Origin of the sequence: Desulfolutivibrio sulfodismutans DSM 3696, from assembly GCF_013376455.1 — a bacterium.
GTDB lineage: Bacteria > Desulfobacterota > Desulfovibrionia > Desulfovibrionales > Desulfovibrionaceae > Desulfolutivibrio > Desulfolutivibrio sulfodismutans.
The window spans coordinates 1,929,366-1,947,294 of the sequence record NZ_CP045504.1 but is presented as its reverse complement, the minus strand read 5'-3'; the positions used below and the strand labels follow the sequence as shown (position 1 = coordinate 1,947,294).

19 protein-coding genes are annotated in these 17,929 nt (G+C 65.9%); 11 read left to right on the top strand and 8 right to left on the bottom strand.

Annotated features, from left to right (window positions below; genetic code table 11):
* Positions 1-8 precede the first annotated feature (8 nt).
* From GD606_RS09265 to GD606_RS09240, 6 genes are all read left to right on the top strand, one after another.
* Positions 9-305, top strand: coding sequence for a DVU0150 family protein (locus GD606_RS09265; protein WP_163303658.1), 297 nt, complete (start codon positions 9-11; stop codon positions 303-305).
* An 82-nt stretch (positions 306-387) separates the two neighbouring features.
* A complete protein-coding gene (locus GD606_RS09260) occupies positions 388-1,443 on the top strand; it encodes a sulfite exporter TauE/SafE family protein (protein ID WP_163303657.1) in 1,056 nt (351 codons plus the stop codon).
* A gap of 46 nt (positions 1,444-1,489) precedes the next feature.
* Positions 1,490-2,077 carry a DUF4881 domain-containing protein gene (locus tag GD606_RS09255; protein ID WP_163303656.1) on the top strand — a complete coding sequence of 196 codons (588 nt, stop codon included), beginning with the start codon at positions 1,490-1,492 and terminating at the stop codon, positions 2,075-2,077.
* Between the two features lie 80 nt (positions 2,078-2,157).
* Positions 2,158-2,409, top strand: a complete 252-nt coding sequence (locus tag GD606_RS09250; RefSeq protein ID WP_163303655.1) for a hypothetical protein — start codon at positions 2,158-2,160, stop codon at positions 2,407-2,409.
* Positions 2,406-3,227, top strand: a complete 822-nt coding sequence (locus GD606_RS09245; RefSeq protein ID WP_163303654.1) for a hypothetical protein — start codon at positions 2,406-2,408, stop codon at positions 3,225-3,227. The genes GD606_RS09250 and GD606_RS09245 overlap by 4 nt, the downstream gene beginning before the upstream one ends.
* A 20-nt stretch (positions 3,228-3,247) precedes the next feature.
* Positions 3,248-3,508 carry a YcgL domain-containing protein gene (locus GD606_RS09240; RefSeq protein WP_163303653.1) on the top strand — a complete coding sequence of 87 codons (261 nt, stop codon included), beginning with the start codon at positions 3,248-3,250 and terminating at the stop codon, positions 3,506-3,508.
* A 125-nt stretch (positions 3,509-3,633) separates the two neighbouring features.
* On the opposite strand, the gene GD606_RS09235 is transcribed toward GD606_RS09240, so the two are convergent.
* The 6 genes from GD606_RS09235 to GD606_RS09210 form a co-directional block, all read right to left on the bottom strand.
* Complete coding sequence (locus GD606_RS09235) at positions 3,634-3,801, bottom strand: hypothetical protein (RefSeq protein WP_170304583.1); 168 nt, start codon at positions 3,799-3,801, stop codon at positions 3,634-3,636.
* Positions 3,802-3,862: 61 nt separating this feature from the next.
* Complete coding sequence (locus tag GD606_RS09230; protein ID WP_163303652.1) at positions 3,863-4,135, bottom strand: TMEM165/GDT1 family protein; 273 nt, start codon at positions 4,133-4,135, stop codon at positions 3,863-3,865.
* 99 nt (positions 4,136-4,234) lie between these two features.
* Entirely contained in the window at positions 4,235-5,035 is an 801-nt protein-coding gene (locus GD606_RS09225; protein ID WP_163303651.1) for a ZIP family metal transporter, read from the bottom strand.
* Positions 5,036-5,172: 137 nt separating this feature from the next.
* Positions 5,173-7,107: a molybdopterin biosynthesis protein gene (locus tag GD606_RS09220; RefSeq protein WP_163303650.1), complete on the bottom strand. Its 1,935-nt coding sequence runs from the start codon at positions 7,105-7,107 to the stop codon at positions 5,173-5,175.
* Positions 7,108-7,215: 108 nt separating this feature from the next.
* Positions 7,216-8,103 carry a carbon-nitrogen hydrolase gene (locus GD606_RS09215; protein ID WP_163303825.1) on the bottom strand — a complete coding sequence of 296 codons (888 nt, stop codon included), beginning with the start codon at positions 8,101-8,103 and terminating at the stop codon, positions 7,216-7,218.
* A 105-nt stretch (positions 8,104-8,208) separates the two neighbouring features.
* Complete coding sequence (locus tag GD606_RS09210; RefSeq protein WP_163303826.1) at positions 8,209-8,844, bottom strand: LysE family transporter; 636 nt, start codon at positions 8,842-8,844, stop codon at positions 8,209-8,211.
* Positions 8,845-9,037: 193 nt separating this feature from the next.
* Here GD606_RS09210 and GD606_RS09205 point away from each other — a divergent pair, with 193 nt between their 5' ends.
* The 4 genes from GD606_RS09205 to GD606_RS09190 all read left to right on the top strand — a co-directional run bounded on the left by GD606_RS09205 (position 9,038) and on the right by GD606_RS09190 (position 13,507).
* A complete protein-coding gene (locus GD606_RS09205) occupies positions 9,038-10,054 on the top strand; it encodes a glucokinase (RefSeq protein ID WP_163303827.1) in 1,017 nt (338 codons plus the stop codon).
* A 14-nt stretch (positions 10,055-10,068) separates the two neighbouring features.
* Positions 10,069-11,118 (top strand): glycosyltransferase family 4 protein, encoded by a 1,050-nt coding sequence (locus GD606_RS09200; protein WP_163303828.1) that lies wholly within the window; start codon positions 10,069-10,071, stop codon positions 11,116-11,118.
* Positions 11,115-12,353 (top strand): molybdopterin molybdotransferase MoeA, encoded by a 1,239-nt coding sequence (locus GD606_RS09195; protein ID WP_163303829.1) that lies wholly within the window; start codon positions 11,115-11,117, stop codon positions 12,351-12,353. The genes GD606_RS09200 and GD606_RS09195 overlap by 4 nt, the downstream gene beginning before the upstream one ends.
* A 95-nt stretch (positions 12,354-12,448) precedes the next feature.
* The gene (locus GD606_RS09190) at positions 12,449-13,507 is read left to right on the top strand and encodes an agmatine deiminase family protein (RefSeq protein ID WP_163303830.1); all 1,059 of its coding nucleotides are present in this window, start codon (positions 12,449-12,451) and stop codon (positions 13,505-13,507) included.
* A 122-nt stretch (positions 13,508-13,629) separates the two neighbouring features.
* Here the strand turns inward: GD606_RS09190 and GD606_RS09185 are convergent, their stop codons facing one another.
* A complete protein-coding gene (locus GD606_RS09185) occupies positions 13,630-15,609 on the bottom strand; it encodes a protein-disulfide reductase DsbD family protein (protein ID WP_176629261.1) in 1,980 nt (659 codons plus the stop codon).
* 104 nt (positions 15,610-15,713) lie between these two features.
* Positions 15,714-16,181, bottom strand: coding sequence for a chemotaxis protein CheX (locus GD606_RS09180; RefSeq protein WP_163301209.1), 468 nt, complete (start codon positions 16,179-16,181; stop codon positions 15,714-15,716).
* Positions 16,182-16,520: 339 nt separating this feature from the next.
* Here GD606_RS09180 and GD606_RS09175 point away from each other — a divergent pair, with 339 nt between their 5' ends.
* On the top strand, positions 16,521-17,684 hold the full coding sequence (locus GD606_RS09175; protein ID WP_163301210.1) for a DnaJ domain-containing protein: 1,164 nt from the start codon (positions 16,521-16,523) through the stop codon (positions 17,682-17,684).
* The last annotated feature ends 245 nt before the right edge of the window (positions 17,685-17,929 follow it).

The window sequence follows — 17,929 nt, the reverse complement described above, 5'->3', positions numbered from 1 at the left end:
AGAGTTCCATGAAGGCATTGTGGAAAAAGATGATCGTGGCGGTGACGGCGATGTTTCTGCTCATGCCCATGGCCGCGTTCGCGGCCGGGGGCGGCGGCGCGGGCATCGTCATCGTGGCCGACACCCGCAAGCTGTCCGGCATCATGGCCTGGTGGTCCAATCTGTACAACGAGAGCCACCTCTATTTCACGATCCTGACCATCATCATCATCCCCACCGTGGGCGTGATCTTCGGCGTGTTGGCGGACATCGTGATGCACTTCGTCGGCATCGACCTCAAGTCCCGCGATCTGGCGGAACACTAGGCCGATACCCGTCATCCACTACGGCGCGGCCCCAGGCCAAACCAATCTGGAAACGAGAGAACAAGAGGAAAGGAGCAACAGAATGGACTGGTTATACATCCTCATGCCCATTTCGGGCGTGACCATATTCTGGCCGGGGCTTATCATCCTCGGCGTGGGCGTGGGCATCATCGGCGGCTTCTTCGGGATGGGCGGGGCGTGGATGGTCACTCCTGGCCTCAACATCCTGGGGTTCCCCATGGCCTTCGCCATCGGCACGGACATCGCGCACATGGCAGGAAAATCGCTTATTTCCACCATGCGGCACGGCAAGTTCGGCAACGTGGACTACAAGCTCGGCGTGATCATGATCGTTGGCACCGTCGGGGGTTTCGAGGTCGGGGCCCAGATGATCATGTGGCTGGAGCGGATAGGCAGCGTGGACAAGGTCGTCCGGTATGGGTACCTGGCCCTGCTTACCTTTATCGCCTGGCTGGTCTTCCACGACGTGGCCAAGCGCCGGGCCAAGGACCGGGCCGCCCTGGCGTCCGGGCAGAAGGTGGATGAGAAGGCGACGGGCATCGAGTGGCACAAGACCCTGCACAAGATCAAGATCCCGCCCATGGTGCATCTGAACGTCGCGGGCATCTACTGCTCGGCCTGGCTGCCCATCTTCGTGTCCTTCCTTACTGGCTGGCTGGCCGGCATCCTGGGCATCGGCGGCGGACTTATCCGCATGCCGTCCCTGATCTATCTCCTCGGCTGCCCGACCCACGTGGCTGTGGGCACCGACCTTTTCGAGGTCATGATCTCCGGCCTCTACGGCGCCGGTTCCTTCACCTATAAGGGCCGCACCGAGCTCGTGGCCGCCCTTATCATGCTGGTCGGCGCGTCCGTGGGCGCCCAGGTCGGCTCCGTGGCCACCAAGTACATCAAGGGCTACGGCATCCGTATCGCTTTCGGCACGGCAGTCATCGGCTGCATCGTGTCCATCGTCCTCAAGCTCATCCCGGACTACATCGCGGGTACCAAGGCCACCACGGATATCCTGGCGGTTTGGCTGGTCAACGGTCTGGTTGTGGCCCTGTCGGCCTACATCACCATCAGGATGGTGCAGGGCGCCAAGCGGGAGATCGCGGCCAAGAAGGCCCGGGGTTAGCGGGACGGCGATACGCGGACAACAAAGAAGCGACAAGGAGGATTCCATGAGACGCATGTGGTTGAACCTGCTCCTCGCCCTCCCGGTGATGTTCATCCTGGGCTGCGGAGAGTACGGCAAGGTGGATCAGGGGCGGGTTGTGGCCTTTGACAAGGAAAAAAAGATGGTCACGATCATCCGTGACAAGAAGATAGATACGCTTAACCCGGACTACTCGTATCTGCCGCCTCTGACCTATTCCCTGCCCACGGACCCCAGTGAAATGGGTCCGGAGCCCAAGGCCGGCGGACGGATGAAGCTGGACATGGAAAAGAGTGAGATCACCTTTTACGACGGGGCCATCCAGAACTTCGTGCATGTCCCGTTCAAGTTGGTCGAGAAAAAGGACGGCGTGGGTCGCGACGATCCCCTGGTCAAGGACAAGAAGTTGCCCGCCGTGGACAAGGACAAGAAGACCATCACCATTTATTCCGGTCGGCAGAAGCTGTATGTGGTGGTGCAGGTGGGCGACGAGTTCATGAAGTATCCCGACGCCGAGTGGGATGCGGGCGATGAAGTGCGCATTTACTACAAGGAAGACGGCAAGGCCCTGCGTTTCATGAACATCAGCAAGACCGACATCTTCAAGAAGTAACCCCCCCCTCGAATGGTCCGCCCGGCATCGCCGATATTGGCCGGGCGGACCACACACAGGGAAATAAAACGGAGGACGCCATGAACGACGAAAACAAGCTTCCCGCTCACGAACTCAACACCAGGCAGAAAATCGTCGTGATCGCGGTGGATGTCCTGATGCTGGCCGAGCTGTGCGTGGCCATGTATCTGGCCAAAGCCAACCCCGACGTATTTACTCCAACGTTCATGAAAAGCTTCTTTTCCATGCTTGTGCCCACCATGATCGCGGGATATGTTTCCGTGCGGCTTCTGCGCGAAAAACAGACCCAGGCGGAATCGACGCAATCATGAACGAAAAAACGGTTGGAACCCTGCGAAACGTTGCGAGCCGGATCGGCGGACTGTGCATGGCCATCATCGTCCTGTGCGTCATCGACGGACTGACCTCGCAACTGCGGCAGGAATTCAACACCTTCGATTTGCTTCCGGGAGAATCCATGGTGGTAAGCGGCCACATGCCCCCGGATGCGACGGATATCAAAGACCTGATCATTGAAGGACCGCTTGAGACCATACAGTTTCGCCCCGAATCGACATACAAGGGGTTTTGGATGGGCGGTTTCATGTGGAAGGGCGAGGCCACTGCGGCGCAAAACGCCGCAGCCGGAAAGTACATGGTGACCGTGCGCGGGGAAAAAGAGGAAAAACCCCACGCCGCCCTGACGTTCACTTTCCGGGTCTATGCCGACGCGCCAAGCAAGCGCGCCAACGCCGCCGCCTATGTCATGCGCTATGTGGGATTTCATCCGTACGCCGCCGCAGCCAGCCTTTTTCCGCTGGCGATACTGTGCGGATTGACGGTCTTTTTTCTTGCCAAAAAAATGGAGCGGGACATGGCCGCAAGAGGAAAAGCCGAAATATATATGATCAAGCGCTCCCCCGAGGGGCTCCAGATATCGTTCGGGCTGGGGAGGGATCACGGGGTTTTGCCGGGCGCTTTGGTATGCGTGCAAAACGAGGCCGGTCTGACCGTTGGCCGGGCCAAGGTCACGGGGAGCACGGAAACCGACTCCACGGCCGTCCTGACCGGCGACGGACAGGCAGAACTGGGACATTTCGTCACGCAGGATCTCGTTGCGCCGCGTGAAGACGCGACAGGCAAGGACTAAGCGGGTCTGGGGAGAACGCCATGCAGTTTGCCATTCACCAAAGCCGGAAAAGTCCCACCACCTATCTGTTTTTGCGGGAACGCGACGGGCTTGACGCCATTCCGGAGGGGATTCGGGAGGAACTGGGCAAGGTCAAGTTCTTGCGCATGTCACGGGGAAAAGAGGAAGAAACGCCAGCCATCGCCTCGAAATACCAGGAGATCATCCAGAATATCGGCTCCCGGGGCTACCATCTGATCATGTGGGCCTCACAAGGCGCGGGCGGTCGATCTGGATCATAGCGGGTTGGTGCAGGGGGACTGAAGCGGGGGTCCGGAAAAGAACCTCCGTATTTTTCTTGGAAAACAACCGCTGTTCAAAAGAGTCTACCGTTCAGACAGGATACGCGCATCGCCCGGGCGCAATGCTAGACGCGCGTGAAGACCCCCACAAGGTGATCGTCGGCCTCGGTCACCGCAAGCTTCCAGCCGGACACCGTGGCCACCTGATCCTCCAGGATCGCCAGAGCATCCTTCTTCGTCAGAAATTCCAGCCGTTTACTTCGGGATAAGCGGAGATACCAACCTATCTCCATGCCAAGCCCTCAGCATTTGTCCCGCAGATCCAGGGTCAGGGCGTCGTCGTTCATGTCCGCCTCACAGTTTGTCGAAGTAGATGAGCGTGCCCATGATCACAAAGCCCACGGCCGCGACTTTCTTCATGATCACCGGGGAGATGTACTGGCAGATGAGGCTGGCGAACAGGACGCCGATGAGGCTGACGGACACCAGGGCCAGGGAAGACCCCAGAAACACGGTCCAGGGCTTTTTGGAGTCGGCCGCCAAAAGGACACAGGCCAGCTGCGTCTTGTCGCCCAGTTCGGCCACGAACAGCGTGGCGAAGGTTGTCGCCAAAAGCTTCCAATCCATGATTCGCAATCCTTCAATCCGTATTCTGCAGGATTCCCCCGCGCGCAGAAGTCGAAAAGCCGCAGGCCGTTCATCGAAAAAGCGCGCGCGGCCGCGCCGTCAGCCAAGCCCCACATCCAGGCCCATCATGACCGCAAATCCGCCAAGAAAGGCCAGGGTGGCCAGGTCGGCGTTGCCCCCGGCCTGGGACTCGGGCACCACCTCCTCCACCACCACAAAGATCATGGCCCCGGCGGCGAAGGCCAGGGCATAGGGCAGAATCGGGCGAGCCACCATCACCACCGCGGCCCCGATCACCGCGAAGACCGGTTCCACGATCCCGGACATCTGGCCGTACCAGAAGCTTTTGAAGCGGGAAAAGCCCTCCCGGCGAAGGGGAGCGGACACAGCCAGCCCCTCGGGGAAGTTCTGCAGGCCGATGCCCAGGGCCAGGGCCACGGCCCCGGCCAGGGAGGCCGAGGGCAGCCCGGCCGCAGCGCCGCCGAAAGCCACGCCCACGGCCAGGCCCTCGGGGATGTTGTGCAGGGTGATGGCCAAAACCAAAAGCACGCTCCGACGCCAGGTGGTGTGGATGCCCTCGGCCTTTTTGAGCGGCATGTTCAGGTGCAGGTGGGGCAGGACATAATCCACCAAGCGCAAAAACAGGCCCCCGCCCAGAAACCCGATCACGGCCGGAAGAAACGACCCGTCGGACATCTCGATGGCCGGGGCCAGAAGCGACCAGAAGCTGGCCGCGACCATCACGCCCCCGGCAAAGCCGAGCATGAGATCGAGCAAAAGCTTGTTCACGGTCCTGGTGAAAAAGACCAGGGCCGCGCCAAGCGCAGTCACCCCCCAGGTGAAACACCCGGCCAGTAGGGCCTGGACAGTGGGGTGCAGGGTTTCGAGGCTGGCGAACATGGGGCTGCCGGGTAGGGTGAAAGGGTTTGTCGGGAGTCGGAGTATAGAGGCCCGGGCAAGGGGCGGTCAATGGCGGGTGACGGATGGAGAAGGCTCCGGGAAAAGTTTCGTCCCGGGGCCGCGCCCCCCTTTATCGCCTATTCCCCAAGCCCCATGCCCGGGGCCATGAACCGGCCCGTGAGCTGCGTCTCGTAGCCGCCCAGGGCCGCCACCCGGGCCTTGAACTCGTCCGTGCCGATGACCGCCAGGACCGCCTGGATTTTCGGATCGTCCAGGTAGGCCCGGGGAATGATCAGGTCGTAGCGTTCCCGGGCCACGGGCAGAAAATCCAGCGACAGGGCCTTGGCCGCCGAATAGACCCCCATGCCGCAATCCGCCGCGCCGGTCTGCACGTTCACGGCCACGGCCATGTGCGTGAATTCCTCGTGGCCGTAGCCCGCCACCTGTCCGGGATCAACGCCTGCTGCGCGCAGATGGTGGTCAAATAAAATCCGCGTCCCCGCGCCCTTTTGCCGGTTCACGAAGCGCACCCCGGGCCGGGCAAGCTCGGCCACGCCCCGGATGCCCTTGGGGTTGCCCGGGGCGACGATGAATCCCTGATGCCGCAGGGCCAGGTTCACGGCCACCAGATCCATGCCCGGCAGGTGTTTGGCCAAAAACGGGAAATTGAAGTCGCCCGTCTCCGGATCGAACAGGTGCGATCCGGCCAGCAGGGCCGCGCCGGATTTGAGCGCCGTAAGTCCCCCCATGCTGCCCACATGGCTCGACGCCAGCCGCACCGGTTCGTCCTGGCGCATGAGCATGTCCGCCAGGATGTCCAGGGTGTTGTCGTGGCTGCCCACGGCCACCAGCGTCCGGTCCAGGTCGTCGGACTCCACCAGAAGTTCGGCGCGGACCATTTTTCCGGCCTCCACGCCCTCGGCGTCGGCCGGGATGCGGGTTACGGCCTGGGCCTTGGTCAGGGTGGTCATCATGCCCGCCCCGCGCCCAAGCGGCAGGCCGACATAGGTTTCACCCACCCGGCCCACGGCCAGCCGCACGAATTCCACAAGTCCCAGCCGGGACGGCATGGCCCGGGCCAGCCGCACCGGGATGGTCTGGCGGCATGTGGGGGCGGCGCGGCCCAGCCAGGCGCACACGGGGCTCAAAAGCTCCTCGAAGCAGACCACGGCGCTGACCGGATAGCCCGGCGCGCCCACGGCCAGCTTGCCCCGGCACACGCCCAGAATCGACGGCTTGCCCGGCATGGCCGACACGCCATGCACCAACACCTCGCCGAAGCGGGCGATGGTGGAGCGGGAGAAATCCTTGCTCCCGGCCGACGATCCGGCCACCAGCACCACGGCGTGGACGTCCGAGGAGAGCGCCGACTCGAAGGCCGCAGCCAGGGCCTCGGGGTCGTCGGGCACGGGCGGCAGGCGGCGGGCGGAAAATCCCAACGATTCGGCCAGGGCGCACAGCATCATGGAATTGCTCTCCACCACCTGCCCCGGCCCCGGTTCGGGGCGCAAGGTAAAGTCCATGATCTCGTCGCCGGTGGGGATGATGGCGATGCGCACCGTCTCGTAGACCGCGATGTCGTAGACCCCGCAGGACAAAAGCGCCCCCACGTCGTAGGGGGTGATGCGGCGATGGCGCGGCAGGATCATTTCGGTGGCCACGATGTCCTCGCCGATGCGCCGGACGTGCGACCAGGGCGCGGCCGGGGCCTCGATGGCGGTGGTGTCGCCGTCCATGACCACGTTTTCGATCATGATCACGGCGTCCATGCCGTCCGGCAGGCGGTTGCCGGTATTGACGAAGGCGAAGTCGCGGCCGGGGGCCAGGCGCACGGGTGCGCCCTCGCGGGCGGCGAAGGTGGACGCGGCCCGCACGGCGATGCCGTCCATGGCCGCGCCGTGGAAGGTGGGCGAAGAATAGCGGGCGATGACCGGTTCGGCGGTGACGCGGCCTGTAGCGCGTTCCACCGCGATGGTCTCGACGCCGACCAGGGACTGGCGGTCCAGGGCGTTTTTGGCGCGCGCGACAGCCTCTTCCAGCGGAATCATCTTGAGATAAATATTACGCTTCATAGTGGTATCCCGGGAGTATGGTTCATGTATTCGGGGGGGTCGGGGGGAATGATTCCCCCCGGGCGGGGAGGGGTACGGGGAGGGGCCGCAGGCCACTCCCCGACGCACTCATTCTCCCCACAGCTCCGTCAGCCCGTCGTAGGCATCCACGCGGCGGTCGCGCAGAAACGGCCAATGGCGGCGGGTCTGTTCCGCCAGGGCGGGGTCTATGTCTGCGGTGAGGATGGTCTCGGCGTCGACGGGGGCCTGGGCGATGATCCGGCCCATGGGGTCGGCCACAAACGACGATCCCCAGAATTCCAGGCTTCCGGCGTAGGCCTTGCCCTTGCCCTCGACGCCCACGCGGTTGACGGCGGCCACGTAGAGGCCGTTTGTGATGGCGTGGCTGCGTTGCACGGTCATCCAGGCATCGCGCTGGGTTTCCCCGAATTCGGCCTTTTCCGAGGGATGCCAGCCGATGGCCGTGGGGTAGAAGAGCATGATCGCGCCGAGAAGGGCCGTGGCCCGGGCGGCCTCGGGGAACCACTGGTCCCAGCAGATGAGCGCGCCGATTGTGCCGTTCGGGGTGGGGAAGGCCCGAAACCCCAGGTCGCCGGGCGTGAAGTAGAATTTTTCCTCAAAGCCCGGGTCGTGGGGGATGTGCATTTTGCGATAGATGCCGGTCATCTCGCCCTCGGGGCCGATGACGGCCAGGGAGTTGTGATACAGCCCCGGGCCGCGGCGTTCGAAGAGCGGGGCGATGACGGTGACGTCGTTGTCCCGGGCGGCCTTGGCCATGGCCTGGGTGGTGGGACCGGGGATGGGCTCGGCCAGGTCGAAGGCGGCATGGTCCTGGGTACGGCAGAAGTACGGCGTGGTGAAGAGTTCCGGCAGGCAGACCACATTGGCCCCGCAGGCTGCGGCCTCATGGATGAGGGTGGCGGCCTTGGCCAGGGACGCGGCCTTGGTTTTGGCCGGGGCCATTTGAATGAGTCCGGCGGTGAAGGGCGCGGTCATGGGGTCTCCTTGCCTGGCGGGTCTGTACGAATGGGTGATGTTATATGGCCATTCACGGCATAGCTCAAGGCTGGCGGAAGGCGCAGGGGAACGCTTGGCGCGGGGTCAGGGGACGAGTCCGAAGAACTGCCCGGCGTCGCGCACGAAAAGCGCGGCGAAGGCGAAAAGGGCCAGCCCCAGAAGCCGCATGAGCAGGGCGTAGCCCCGGCTGCCCAGAAAGGCGCGGAAGCGGCCGGTCACAAGCGCCGCGCAGACCTTGGCCCCCACCAGGCACAGGTAGAAGCCGCCGAGGAACGCGGCTGCGGCGGCGAGGCCTCCCGGGGAGCGGGCTGCGGCCAGGGTGGCAGGCGCGCCCACGGTGGCCCAGAAGACATAGGGGTGGGGATTTAAAAAGTTGGCGATGACGCCTTTTTTGAGCGACCCAGGCGCGACGCGGATATCCGGCAGGGAGAGGGGCCGGGCGCGCAGGCATTCCCAGCCGTAGAACGCCACCACGGCGGCCCCGGCCAGGGACAGCGCGCCCAGGATGGCGGGGCGGTCCTGTACGAAGGACAGGGCCAAAAGGGATGCCGCGAGCATGGGGATGTCGGTGAGCAAGGGGGCCATGGCCACCTTGACGCCCTCGCGCGGCCCATGGGCCAGGGTCTGGGCCATGACCAGGGTCAAAAGGGGCCCCGGGGAGAACCCGGCGCTGGCCCCGAGCGCCGCTCCGGCGGCGAAAAAGGCGGGGATATCGGTCATGGTCGGGCCTTTTCCCGGGTTTTTCTTTCCGATGGCGCTGTGTTAGCATGACCGCCACGAATCGGTCATGACGCATCCATGGCCGCCGGGCATGCTTTCGGGCGGCGGCCTTGAGGTATCCGCAATCGCGTGCGGCATCAAGGCCGGATATCGTTTTTTGGCGGGCCGTTGGCGTCCGCAACAGGGAGGCGACATGACGGTGGAGAAGGACGGCGGCGTCAGGCACCTTCTGGCCGCAGACATCGGCGGCACCAACAGCCGTTTCGGCCATTTCCTGTCGTATCCTGACGGGCGCATCGAACAGGCTCATAATCTTTGGCTGTCCACCCGCGAAGCGGTGTGTTTTGCGGATATGCTGGCGGCCCTGGGCGGGGCTGATTTCCCCTTGCGACCAGCCGATGCCGACGCGGCGGTCTTCGCCGTTCCCGGCCCCATGTCCGGGCCGGTGGGCGTCATGGGCACGGCCTCGGCGCAGCACTGCACCTTCGCCAACATCGCCTGGGACATGGACCTGGATCGCGACGGCCCGCGCTTCGGGCTCAAAAATGCAGCCCTGGTCAACGATTTTGCGGCCCAGGCCCAGGCCTTTCGTACGCCGCTCGCGGAACAGTCCCTGTCAATCCTGCCCGGCTACTTCAACCCGGGCAAGGTGCGCGGGGTCATGGGCGCGGGTACCGGGCTCGGCATGGCCGCCCTGGTGCCCCTGGCGGGCGGCGGGCATCAGGTGCTTTCGGCCGAGGGCGGCCATGCCTCACGCTTTTTTCGCCGCGAGGAACAGGACTATCTACGGCTTGTGGCCGAGGTCACGGGCGAACCCTACCCCCGGGGCGACGTGGTGCTGTCGGGGCTTGGCCTGTCGCTCGTCCACCGCTACCTGACCGGCCGTGACCTGTCCCCGGCCGAGGTGGCGGCGGAACTCACCCCGGAGAGCGAAACCGTGGCCTGGTTTGCGGGCTTCTATGGCCGCGCGGCCCGGGATTATGCCCTGACGGTCCTGGCCGGGGGCGGGATGTACCTGAGCGGCGGCGTGGCCGCCAAAAATCCTTTCCTGGTCACACATCCGCGTTTTGCCCAGGAATTCGTCGATTCACCCTCCATGGCCGGTTTTTTATCCACGATTCCGGTGTCCCTGGCCCGGCGTCACGACATGGGGCTTTTCGGCGCGGCCCTGTGCGCCCATCTGCTGCTTGGCCGCACGCCGCCTTCCTGATATCCGGGAGGATCATGGCCAGACCCGCACAAGGACGCCTGCTCTTCGCCGCCCGGGATCTGTTCCCGGCCGTGGGCGGGGCCAGCCTGAGCATGGTCCCCCTGTTGCGGGCCCTGGCCCGGGCCGGATACGACGTGACCTCGGTCAATGCGCTGCGGCCGGGCGGGCAGCCCCACACCGTGGACGGCGAGCCCTTTTTCGCCAGCGTCGTGCGGGATTTCGCGGCCGAGGCCGCAAAGCTCATGGACTGGACGCGCCCGGACCTGGTCATCACCCAGGGCTGGGGCAGCACGGAGGTGCTGGAGTGCGCCTTCGCCCGGAATCTGCGCACCTGCCTGTTCGTGGTGGATCTGATCGGCTATGCCCCCCAGGCGTGTTTCGAAGGCTGCAGCATCGACTACGCCGCCAACCTGTCCGCCCTGAAGCGGGCCGACATGGTGGTGGCCAACAGCGTCTACATGAAACGACGTCTGCGCGAACTCTCCGGCATCCGGGCCGAGGTGGTTTTTCCGATCATTGAGGAACAGGACTATCTTGCGGCATCCGTCCCGAGCGCGTCGCCCCGGATGTTCATCACCCTGGCCAGTGGTCTGGCTCATAAAGGGGTGGACCTCTTTTTGGAGCAGGCCCCCCGGCTGGGACGTCCCTGCCTGATCTGCGGCCCCCTCGAGCCGGGCCGGGAAACGCGGTTGGCGGCCTGCAACACCGTGCGGCATGTTGGGTACGCCTCGGACATGCGGCCCATCTATGCCCATACGGCCTGCCTGGTGGTGGCCTCCCTGTTCGAGGAAACCTTCGGCCGGGTCATCGTGGAGGCCAACGTAAACGGCATTCCCGTGGCCGCCCTGGATCGGGGGGCCTGCCGGGAAACCCTGGGCCGGGGCGGCGTGTTGTTTACCGTTCCGGATGAACTGCCCGGGGCCGTGCGCGAGGCCCTTGGCGTGCCTTCGAAAATCTGCCAGGACAACGCCCGGCGCTTCGCCAGCGCCCCCCAGATCGAAAAGGCCCTGGCTCATGTCGCGGATCTGCTGCACAGGCCACAGCCCACAGGGATCTTCCCATGAACAAAGATTTTTTCCGCGTCGTCTCCCCGGCCCGGTTTCTGGAGCTTCTGGGCCAGTTCCCGCCGCTTGCCGCCGAAACCGTGGAGCTCGACGCCGCCCGGGGGCGATTTCTGGCCCGGGACGTGGTGGCCGCCGAGGACGTGCCGCCGCGTTCCCGCGCGGCCATGGACGGCTATGCCGTGCGCGCCGCCGACGTCTTCGGGGCCGGGGAGGCCAACCCCGCCTACCTGGACTGCGCCATGGACGTGCCCATCGGCGTCATCCCTTCCGCTCCCCTGCCTCCGGGAACCTGCGCCCGCATCGTCACCGGCGGCATGCTCCCCGAAGGGGCCGACGCCGTGGTCATGGTCGAGCATACCTTTGACATGGGCGCGGGCGTTGTGGAGTTTCGCAAGTTCGCGGCCCCGGGCGACCATGTCATGCACCGAGGCGACGACGCCCGCGTCGGCGTCGTGGCCCTGCCCGCCGGACGCCGGTTGCGCGCCCAGGAGATCGGCCTTCTGGCCGCCCTGGGGGTTACCTGCCCAGCCGTCGGCGCCCGGCCCCGGGTGGCCGTCCTGTCCACCGGCGACGAACTGACGCCCATCCATGCCACGCCGCCGCCGGGGGGCATCCGCGACGTCAACACCCATGCCCTGTGCGCCCTGTTGCGCGATTTCGGGGCCAAGCCCGTTGCGCTTGGGCTTGTGCCCGACGACCAGCAGGCCATTCACGCCGCCCTGGCCCTGGCCGTGGCCGACAGCGACGCCGTGCTCGTGTCCGGCGGCAGCTCCGTGGGCGCGCGCGACTTCACCCTGGCCGCCCTGGCCGCCCTGCACGATTCGGAGATCCTGGCCCACGGCGTGGCCGTAAGCCCCGGCAAACCCACCATTCTGGCCCGCGTGGGGCTCAAACCCGTCATCGGATTGCCCGGACAGGTCACCTCCGCCCAGGTGGTCATGACCCTTTTCGGCAAACCCCTGGTCGAACGCCTCATGGGCGACCCTCACGCGCTCACCCGCAAACCCTTCACCTTTCCGGCCACCCTGGCCCGCAATCTGGCCTCGAAACCGGGCCGCGAAGACCACGTCCGGGTGCGCCTGGAATACGTCGGCGGCGACATCCCCCTGGCGCATCCCGTGCTCGGACGCTCGGGACTGCTCAAGACCCTCCTCGACGCCGACGGCCTGGTGGCCATCGACGCCGCCTGCGAAGGGCTGGAGGCCGGTAGCCGCGTGGCGGTGCGGCCGCTGTAGAGGAGCGTCGGGGAGGGGCCTGCGGCCCCTCCCCGACGCCCGGCCAACCAACCAAACCAACACGCCCTTTCATTTTTGGATGACGAGAGAACGCCATGACCAACGCCAAACGCCTGCCCGCCGAATTCGACCCGCAACGCGCGGTCTGGCTCGGCTGGCCCCACAACCCAAACGACTGGCCGGGCAAGTTCGCCGCCGTCAAATGGGCCTTTGTGGAGATGATCCGCCTTTTGTCCCGCTCCCAGACCGTGCGGCTTTTCGTCGTAAGCGACGGCCGCCGGGCCGAGGCCGTCCGCATGCTCATGGATTCGGGCGCGGACATGTCGCACGTCGAGTTCGTCCCCATGGACCTGGACCGCAACTGGACCCGGGACATCCTGCCCTTTTTCGTGCGGACGTCGAACGCACCGGCTACGCCCCTGACCGCCGTACGCTTCGCCTTCAACGGCTGGGGCAAATATCCCAACCATCGAAAAGACCTCGCCGCCGCTCCCGTGGTGGCCGGACACCTGGGGCTTGCCGTGGAGGAACCGACCATCGCGGGGCGTCATGTGGTGCTGGAGGGTGGGGCCGTGGACGGCAACGGCCGGGGCGACCTTTTAGCCACGCAGGAATGCCTCCTGGACCAGACGACCCAGGTGCGCAATCCCGGCCTTAGGCGTGCGGACTATGAAGCGGTCTTTGCCGCGCATCTTGGCGTGGAAAACACCATCTGGCTGGGTCGGGGCATCGCCGGGGACGACACCCACGGCCATGTGGACGATTTTTGCCGCTTCGTGGGGCCGGACACGGTGGTCTTGTGCCGCGAGGACAACCCGTCCGACGTCAACCACCGCGTCCTGGCGGAGAACCGGGAACGGCTTTTCGGGGCGCGGCTGGCGTCCGGGGCGCATTTGACGGTCATCGACCTGCCCATGCCCGCCCCCCTGGTCTACAAAGGGGTGCGGCTCCCGGCCAGCTACGCCAATTTCTACATCGGCAACCACGTGGTGCTGGTTCCCACCTTCAACGATCCGGGCGACCGCAAGGCCCTGTCGATTGTGGCCGACTGCTTTCCCAGCCGCGCCGTACACGGCGTTCACGCCGTAGAGCTGGCCTGGGGCTTCGGCGCGGTGCACTGCCTGACCCATGAGGAGCCCACGGGGGAGGGCTGATCGGGGGCTGCCGGAACGCGGTCGGCGGAAAAGGCCGACGGCGTCGATCTCGATTGTGGCGGCGGGAAAGGCCATGCCCCCGCCGTCGAAAGACGAGGGCTTCTCTCCGCAGGAGGCGGGGCTTAGGGCGACGGTTTTTTCGCCTCGGTCGGCGTGGCGGCGTCGAAGGCCTCGTCCATGGCCTCGACCAGGGCCGCGCCGGTGTACAGGTCGCGCAGCACGACAGGGGCCGAGGCCCCTGCCCCGGCCGGGAAGAGCGCGGTCAGGGGGATGGAGCGGCTGCCCAGGGCGGCCAGCAGGGCCATGGCCTCGGGGGACTGGCTGGTCAGGTCGGCCTTCATGAGCGTCAGGCCGTATTTTTCCACCAGCGGTCCCAGGGTGTCCGGGACCAGCACCGTGCGCTCCAAAAGCTTGCAGGTGGGGCACCAGTCGGCGGTGAAGGTCACCAAAAGGTTCTCCCGGCCGTGCCGGGCCGCGAATTCGGCCGGGGTCCAGGCCGTCCATTCCAGACGCGGCGGTTCCCGGTCGGCGGCGGCGAAGGCCGTGACGGCGACCACCAGGAGCACCGCCGCCCCGCGCACCACGAACCGGTGCAGCCCGGACTGGGACAGGTTGGTGAACCGGCCCCAGATCCAGGCGGCCAGGGCCGTGGTCCACAGGGCCAAAAGCGCGGGCACGAGCCTGTCTGCGGGCAGGATGGTCAGGAAATAGATGCAGGAGGCGGCCAGCAAGAACCCCATCCCCTGTTCCAGCGACACCATCCAGTTTCCGGGCCGGGGCATGAACCGGGCCAGTTGCGGCCAGATGGCGAAAAGGATGTAGGGCAGGGCCATGCCCAGCCCCAGGCAGGTGAACACGGCCATGACCGTGGCCAGGGGTTGCAGCAGCGTCCAGGCCAGAACGCCGCCCAGAAACGGCCCGCTGCACGGCGTGGCCAGAAGCGTGGCCAGCACGCCGGTCAGAAACGCGCCGGTGCGGGAATCCCCTGCGGCCTTGCCCGGCATCTTCAGGTCGATCACCGGCAGGTGGAACACCCCGAAAAGGCTCATGGTCAGGGCGAAAAGGACCACGGTCAGGGTCAGCGTCAGGGCCGTGGACTGAAAGATCTGCCCCCAGGCCATCCCGGCCAGCCAGAGAAACAGGCTCAGGGCCAGAAAGTAGACCATGACCCCCAGGGCGAAAAAGAGGTTGTGCTCGCGCAGGATGCGGTGCCGGGCGGCGGCGTTTTCGTGGCCGCACACGGCCAAAAGGCTGCTCAGTTTCAGGCTGACCACCGGCAGCACGCAGGGCATGAAGTTGAGGATGAACCCGGCCAGAAAGGCCAGAAGGGCCGCCTTCACAAGCCCGGCCACCTCCAGGGAGGGGGTGTGGGAGCGCGGGGTCAGGGCCGGGGCGGCGGGGGACTCCCCGGTCGTATCCGTGGCCGCCGCAGGGGCCGGGGCGAGGGCCTCCGTGGGCGCATCCGGTGCTGCCTGGGCCATGGCCGCGACCTTGGCCGTGGCGGCCTTGGCGGCGTCCAATTCCGGCCACCAGGGCTGGGTTTCAGCCGAAGGCGGGGCCGTCGCCGTGTCCAGGGGCATATCCACGGGCAGGGCGGCGGGCCAGCAGCTCGTGGCGGAACATAAAAACAGGTTCAGGGTTCCGGCCAAGCGCGATCCCTTTGCGGCGTCCGGCGGCAGGGGGACGAAGACCCGGGTAGGGGTATCGTGGATGTTGGCGGTCTTTTCGGGCTCGAAGAGGTCGGGCTTTTGGCGTCCTTCGGGAAAATAGGCCGGCAGCGGGACGTTTGCGGGCAGAAGGCGCAGGGAGGCCGAGGCGGGCTGGCCGGTGTCGCCGGGCATGTGCCCGTAGGCGTGCCAGCCCGGGGCCGGGGTGAACAGCAAAACGGCCAGCCGTCCCCCGTCAGGGCCGGGCGGCAGGGTGAAAAGCGAGGTTTCCAGCACCACGGGGACGGCCTTGGGCGCGGCGTTTTGTCCCGGCGGCAGAAGAGAGGACGCGGCCGGGAGGTCCGGGGCGATCTGGGCCATGGCCCCGGCGCCAAGCATGGCCAGGATGCAGGGAATCAGCAGGCAGGTGAAAAGTCGGAGCGGATGTCGTGTCACGGTGCGTCGGCCTTCACGAAGCGCGGAAAGTGCCGCCCGGCGGCCGCAGGTTGGGTATGCGCCCGGGGCGGGTGCGCTTCGAGGTGAGATGCCGGTCCCCGGGGCTATTCGAAGCAGAATTCCAGCGTGAAGTCCCCGAACTCCGTGGAGAAGGGGATGGCGATGACCGGGCCGCTGGAGACGTGGCTTATGGTGTGGTTGTCGCCGAAAATCACCGTGGGCGTGGAGGCTTGCAGGTTGAGCCCCAACTGGCTGAGGCCCGCCCGGGCCTGGCCGGAGATCATGTTGGTCACCTCGCCCACGGCGTCCTTGGCGTCCTGGATGATGTCCACGATGTCGTCGCCAAGCATGTTTTTGACAACGGCGATGGCGCATTTCTTGGAAAAGCTTAAGGAGATGCTGCCATGCTTGTCGCCGGTCACGCCGACCACGGCCGAGACATCCCCGGTGGCGGAACTGCCCTTTTTGACATAGGGCTTGCCTGCGGAGGGGTCGAGCTGGGCCATCATGGACAGGACATGCTTTGTGGCTTCGACAAAAGGTTTGGCGACTTCGGCGTCGGTGGGCTTCATGGATGGTCCTTTCGCTGGTGGCGTTTGTCGCGGATTCGTCGGATGCCGAGGGCGCCGAAGGGGCGACGTCCGGATTCCTACACCAAAACGGCATCGCCTGTCATCACCCAGAGGCCCGTGACCAGGGGACGCCCCTCCCCGGGGCTCCTGCCGGGGCCGCTTGCCATTTCATTGCGAATTGGGTAATGGCCGTGAAAACCTGGATTGATCAAACGAAATGAAACAGCACTTCCGCGCACGGCCGACGCTCCCGGGACACACCCGTCTCAGGGGGCGTTTTTCTTTGTCGCCCGGCGGTTCCGGCCAGACCTGCGGGTCGGGGAACTGACCGAGATGTCCATGCACTCCTCCCAGGCCAGGGCCGATTCCGGCCGCACCCGGGGAGGCCCCGCTTCGTCCACCGACTGGGTGGCCCTGGAAAAACAGTTATGCCATACCAAGACCATTTTGCAGGAGATTCTGGATCACCTGCAAGGGGTTCTGCGGAATCTTCGCGCCGCCCGGGTCGGATATAAAAATTTTGCCCGCAGCGGGACGCGGTCGGAAAAACCCGGTCCCAAGAGCGGTTTCCGGACCACACGGACCTCCCCGACCGGGTTCGGGGCGCGCCCCCAGGATTCCAAAACCGCGCGGCCCCGGCCGGGGCACACCCGCTTCGAGCGGACCTCCCCCGGGCAGGAGGCCACGGCGGGCGACGCCACAGGGCAACGCGCCGGACGTCCGCAGGATTTTACGCGCGAGCAGGGCGCCTCCGCGCCTGGCGGCAACGCCGGGGCCTTTGGCCAGTCCCGGGGCGGGGCCCAGACCGGGGACGCCGGACGCAAGGGTTCGCCCTATCGGACGTTCACCGGCGGCCGGGGGCCCGGCGCGACGGCCGGATCCACAGCCGGAACCGGACCCGACCCTGCCGGAAGCAACGGGACAGCCGGTCGCTCCCAACCCGGAGGCCCGCGTTTCGGATTTTCCGGGAAGTCGAACACGGCCGGAAATTTCAGCGCCACGGGACAGGCTGGCCAGTCCGCCCGAACCGGGCCGTCCGCAGCCTCAGGCCCGGCCGGGGCTTCAGGCCAGGCCGGCCAGGCGGGCGCCGGTCCCTACGGCCGGACAGCCGCCGGACAATCGCGGCAGCGGGAGGGCTTTGGCCAGACCTCGCGGCCCGGGCAATCCCGTACCTCCCACAGTTCCAACGCCTACGACACCCGCCGCGAAAACGTGCGTCCCGACGGCGCCTCCCGCCATCGCTATAACGATGAGCGCCAGGAACGCGGCCGCCAGGCCGCGCGCAACTCGGGCATGAACCTCAAGTGCGCTTACGACATCCTGTGCCTGGACTATCCCTGCACCCCCGTGGAGATCAAAAACGCCTACCGGGGCATGGCCCGCATGTTCCACCCCGACCTGGGCGGCGACGAAGAGGTCATGAAGGACGTCAATCTGGCCTACGAACTGGCCATGCGATTCTGCGCCGGTCCCCGCCGCAGCGGCGCGTCCTGGTCCTCCTGACGCAGACTCCCCGACAAAGCGTTTTCCGCTCCCTTCTTCTGTCATTTTTTGCATAACGACGGGCTTGACTCACGACGGCAACAATGGTTGCCTACACAGACTGGAACGTTTCCCGGATCGCGTCTTGTCCCACAGGCGGCGTCCAGGCGGGCCACCGTGCCGGGCGGCTTGGCGGAAGGTCGTGTCGTGAACGTCAAATCCTGGCAAACACAACCATGCAAGCGATGCGCGCACCGGCCCAAGGG

Excerpts from the sequence above, each read along its gene's own strand:
- GD606_RS09265 (WP_163303658.1), top strand. The coding sequence starts at position 9 with ATGAAGGCATTGTGGAAAAAGATGATCGTGGCGGTGACGGCGATGTTT.
- GD606_RS09260 (WP_163303657.1), top strand. The coding sequence starts at position 388 with ATGGACTGGTTATACATCCTCATGCCCATTTCGGGCGTGACCATATTC.
- GD606_RS09255 (WP_163303656.1), top strand. The coding sequence starts at position 1,490 with ATGAGACGCATGTGGTTGAACCTGCTCCTCGCCCTCCCGGTGATGTTC.
- GD606_RS09250 (WP_163303655.1), top strand. The coding sequence starts at position 2,158 with ATGAACGACGAAAACAAGCTTCCCGCTCACGAACTCAACACCAGGCAG.
- GD606_RS09245 (WP_163303654.1), top strand. The coding sequence starts at position 2,406 with ATGAACGAAAAAACGGTTGGAACCCTGCGAAACGTTGCGAGCCGGATC.
- GD606_RS09240 (WP_163303653.1), top strand. The coding sequence starts at position 3,248 with ATGCAGTTTGCCATTCACCAAAGCCGGAAAAGTCCCACCACCTATCTG.
- GD606_RS09235 (WP_170304583.1), bottom strand. The coding sequence starts at position 3,801 with ATGGAGATAGGTTGGTATCTCCGCTTATCCCGAAGTAAACGGCTGGAA.
- GD606_RS09230 (WP_163303652.1), bottom strand. The coding sequence starts at position 4,135 with ATGGATTGGAAGCTTTTGGCGACAACCTTCGCCACGCTGTTCGTGGCC.
- GD606_RS09225 (WP_163303651.1), bottom strand. The coding sequence starts at position 5,035 with ATGTTCGCCAGCCTCGAAACCCTGCACCCCACTGTCCAGGCCCTACTG.
- GD606_RS09220 (WP_163303650.1), bottom strand. The coding sequence starts at position 7,107 with ATGAAGCGTAATATTTATCTCAAGATGATTCCGCTGGAAGAGGCTGTC.
- GD606_RS09215 (WP_163303825.1), bottom strand. The coding sequence starts at position 8,103 with ATGACCGCGCCCTTCACCGCCGGACTCATTCAAATGGCCCCGGCCAAA.
- GD606_RS09210 (WP_163303826.1), bottom strand. The coding sequence starts at position 8,844 with ATGACCGATATCCCCGCCTTTTTCGCCGCCGGAGCGGCGCTCGGGGCC.
- GD606_RS09205 (WP_163303827.1), top strand. The coding sequence starts at position 9,038 with ATGACGGTGGAGAAGGACGGCGGCGTCAGGCACCTTCTGGCCGCAGAC.
- GD606_RS09200 (WP_163303828.1), top strand. The coding sequence starts at position 10,069 with ATGGCCAGACCCGCACAAGGACGCCTGCTCTTCGCCGCCCGGGATCTG.
- GD606_RS09195 (WP_163303829.1), top strand. The coding sequence starts at position 11,115 with ATGAACAAAGATTTTTTCCGCGTCGTCTCCCCGGCCCGGTTTCTGGAG.
- GD606_RS09190 (WP_163303830.1), top strand. The coding sequence starts at position 12,449 with ATGACCAACGCCAAACGCCTGCCCGCCGAATTCGACCCGCAACGCGCG.
- GD606_RS09180 (WP_163301209.1), bottom strand. The coding sequence starts at position 16,181 with ATGAAGCCCACCGACGCCGAAGTCGCCAAACCTTTTGTCGAAGCCACA.
- GD606_RS09175 (WP_163301210.1), top strand. The coding sequence starts at position 16,521 with ATGCACTCCTCCCAGGCCAGGGCCGATTCCGGCCGCACCCGGGGAGGC.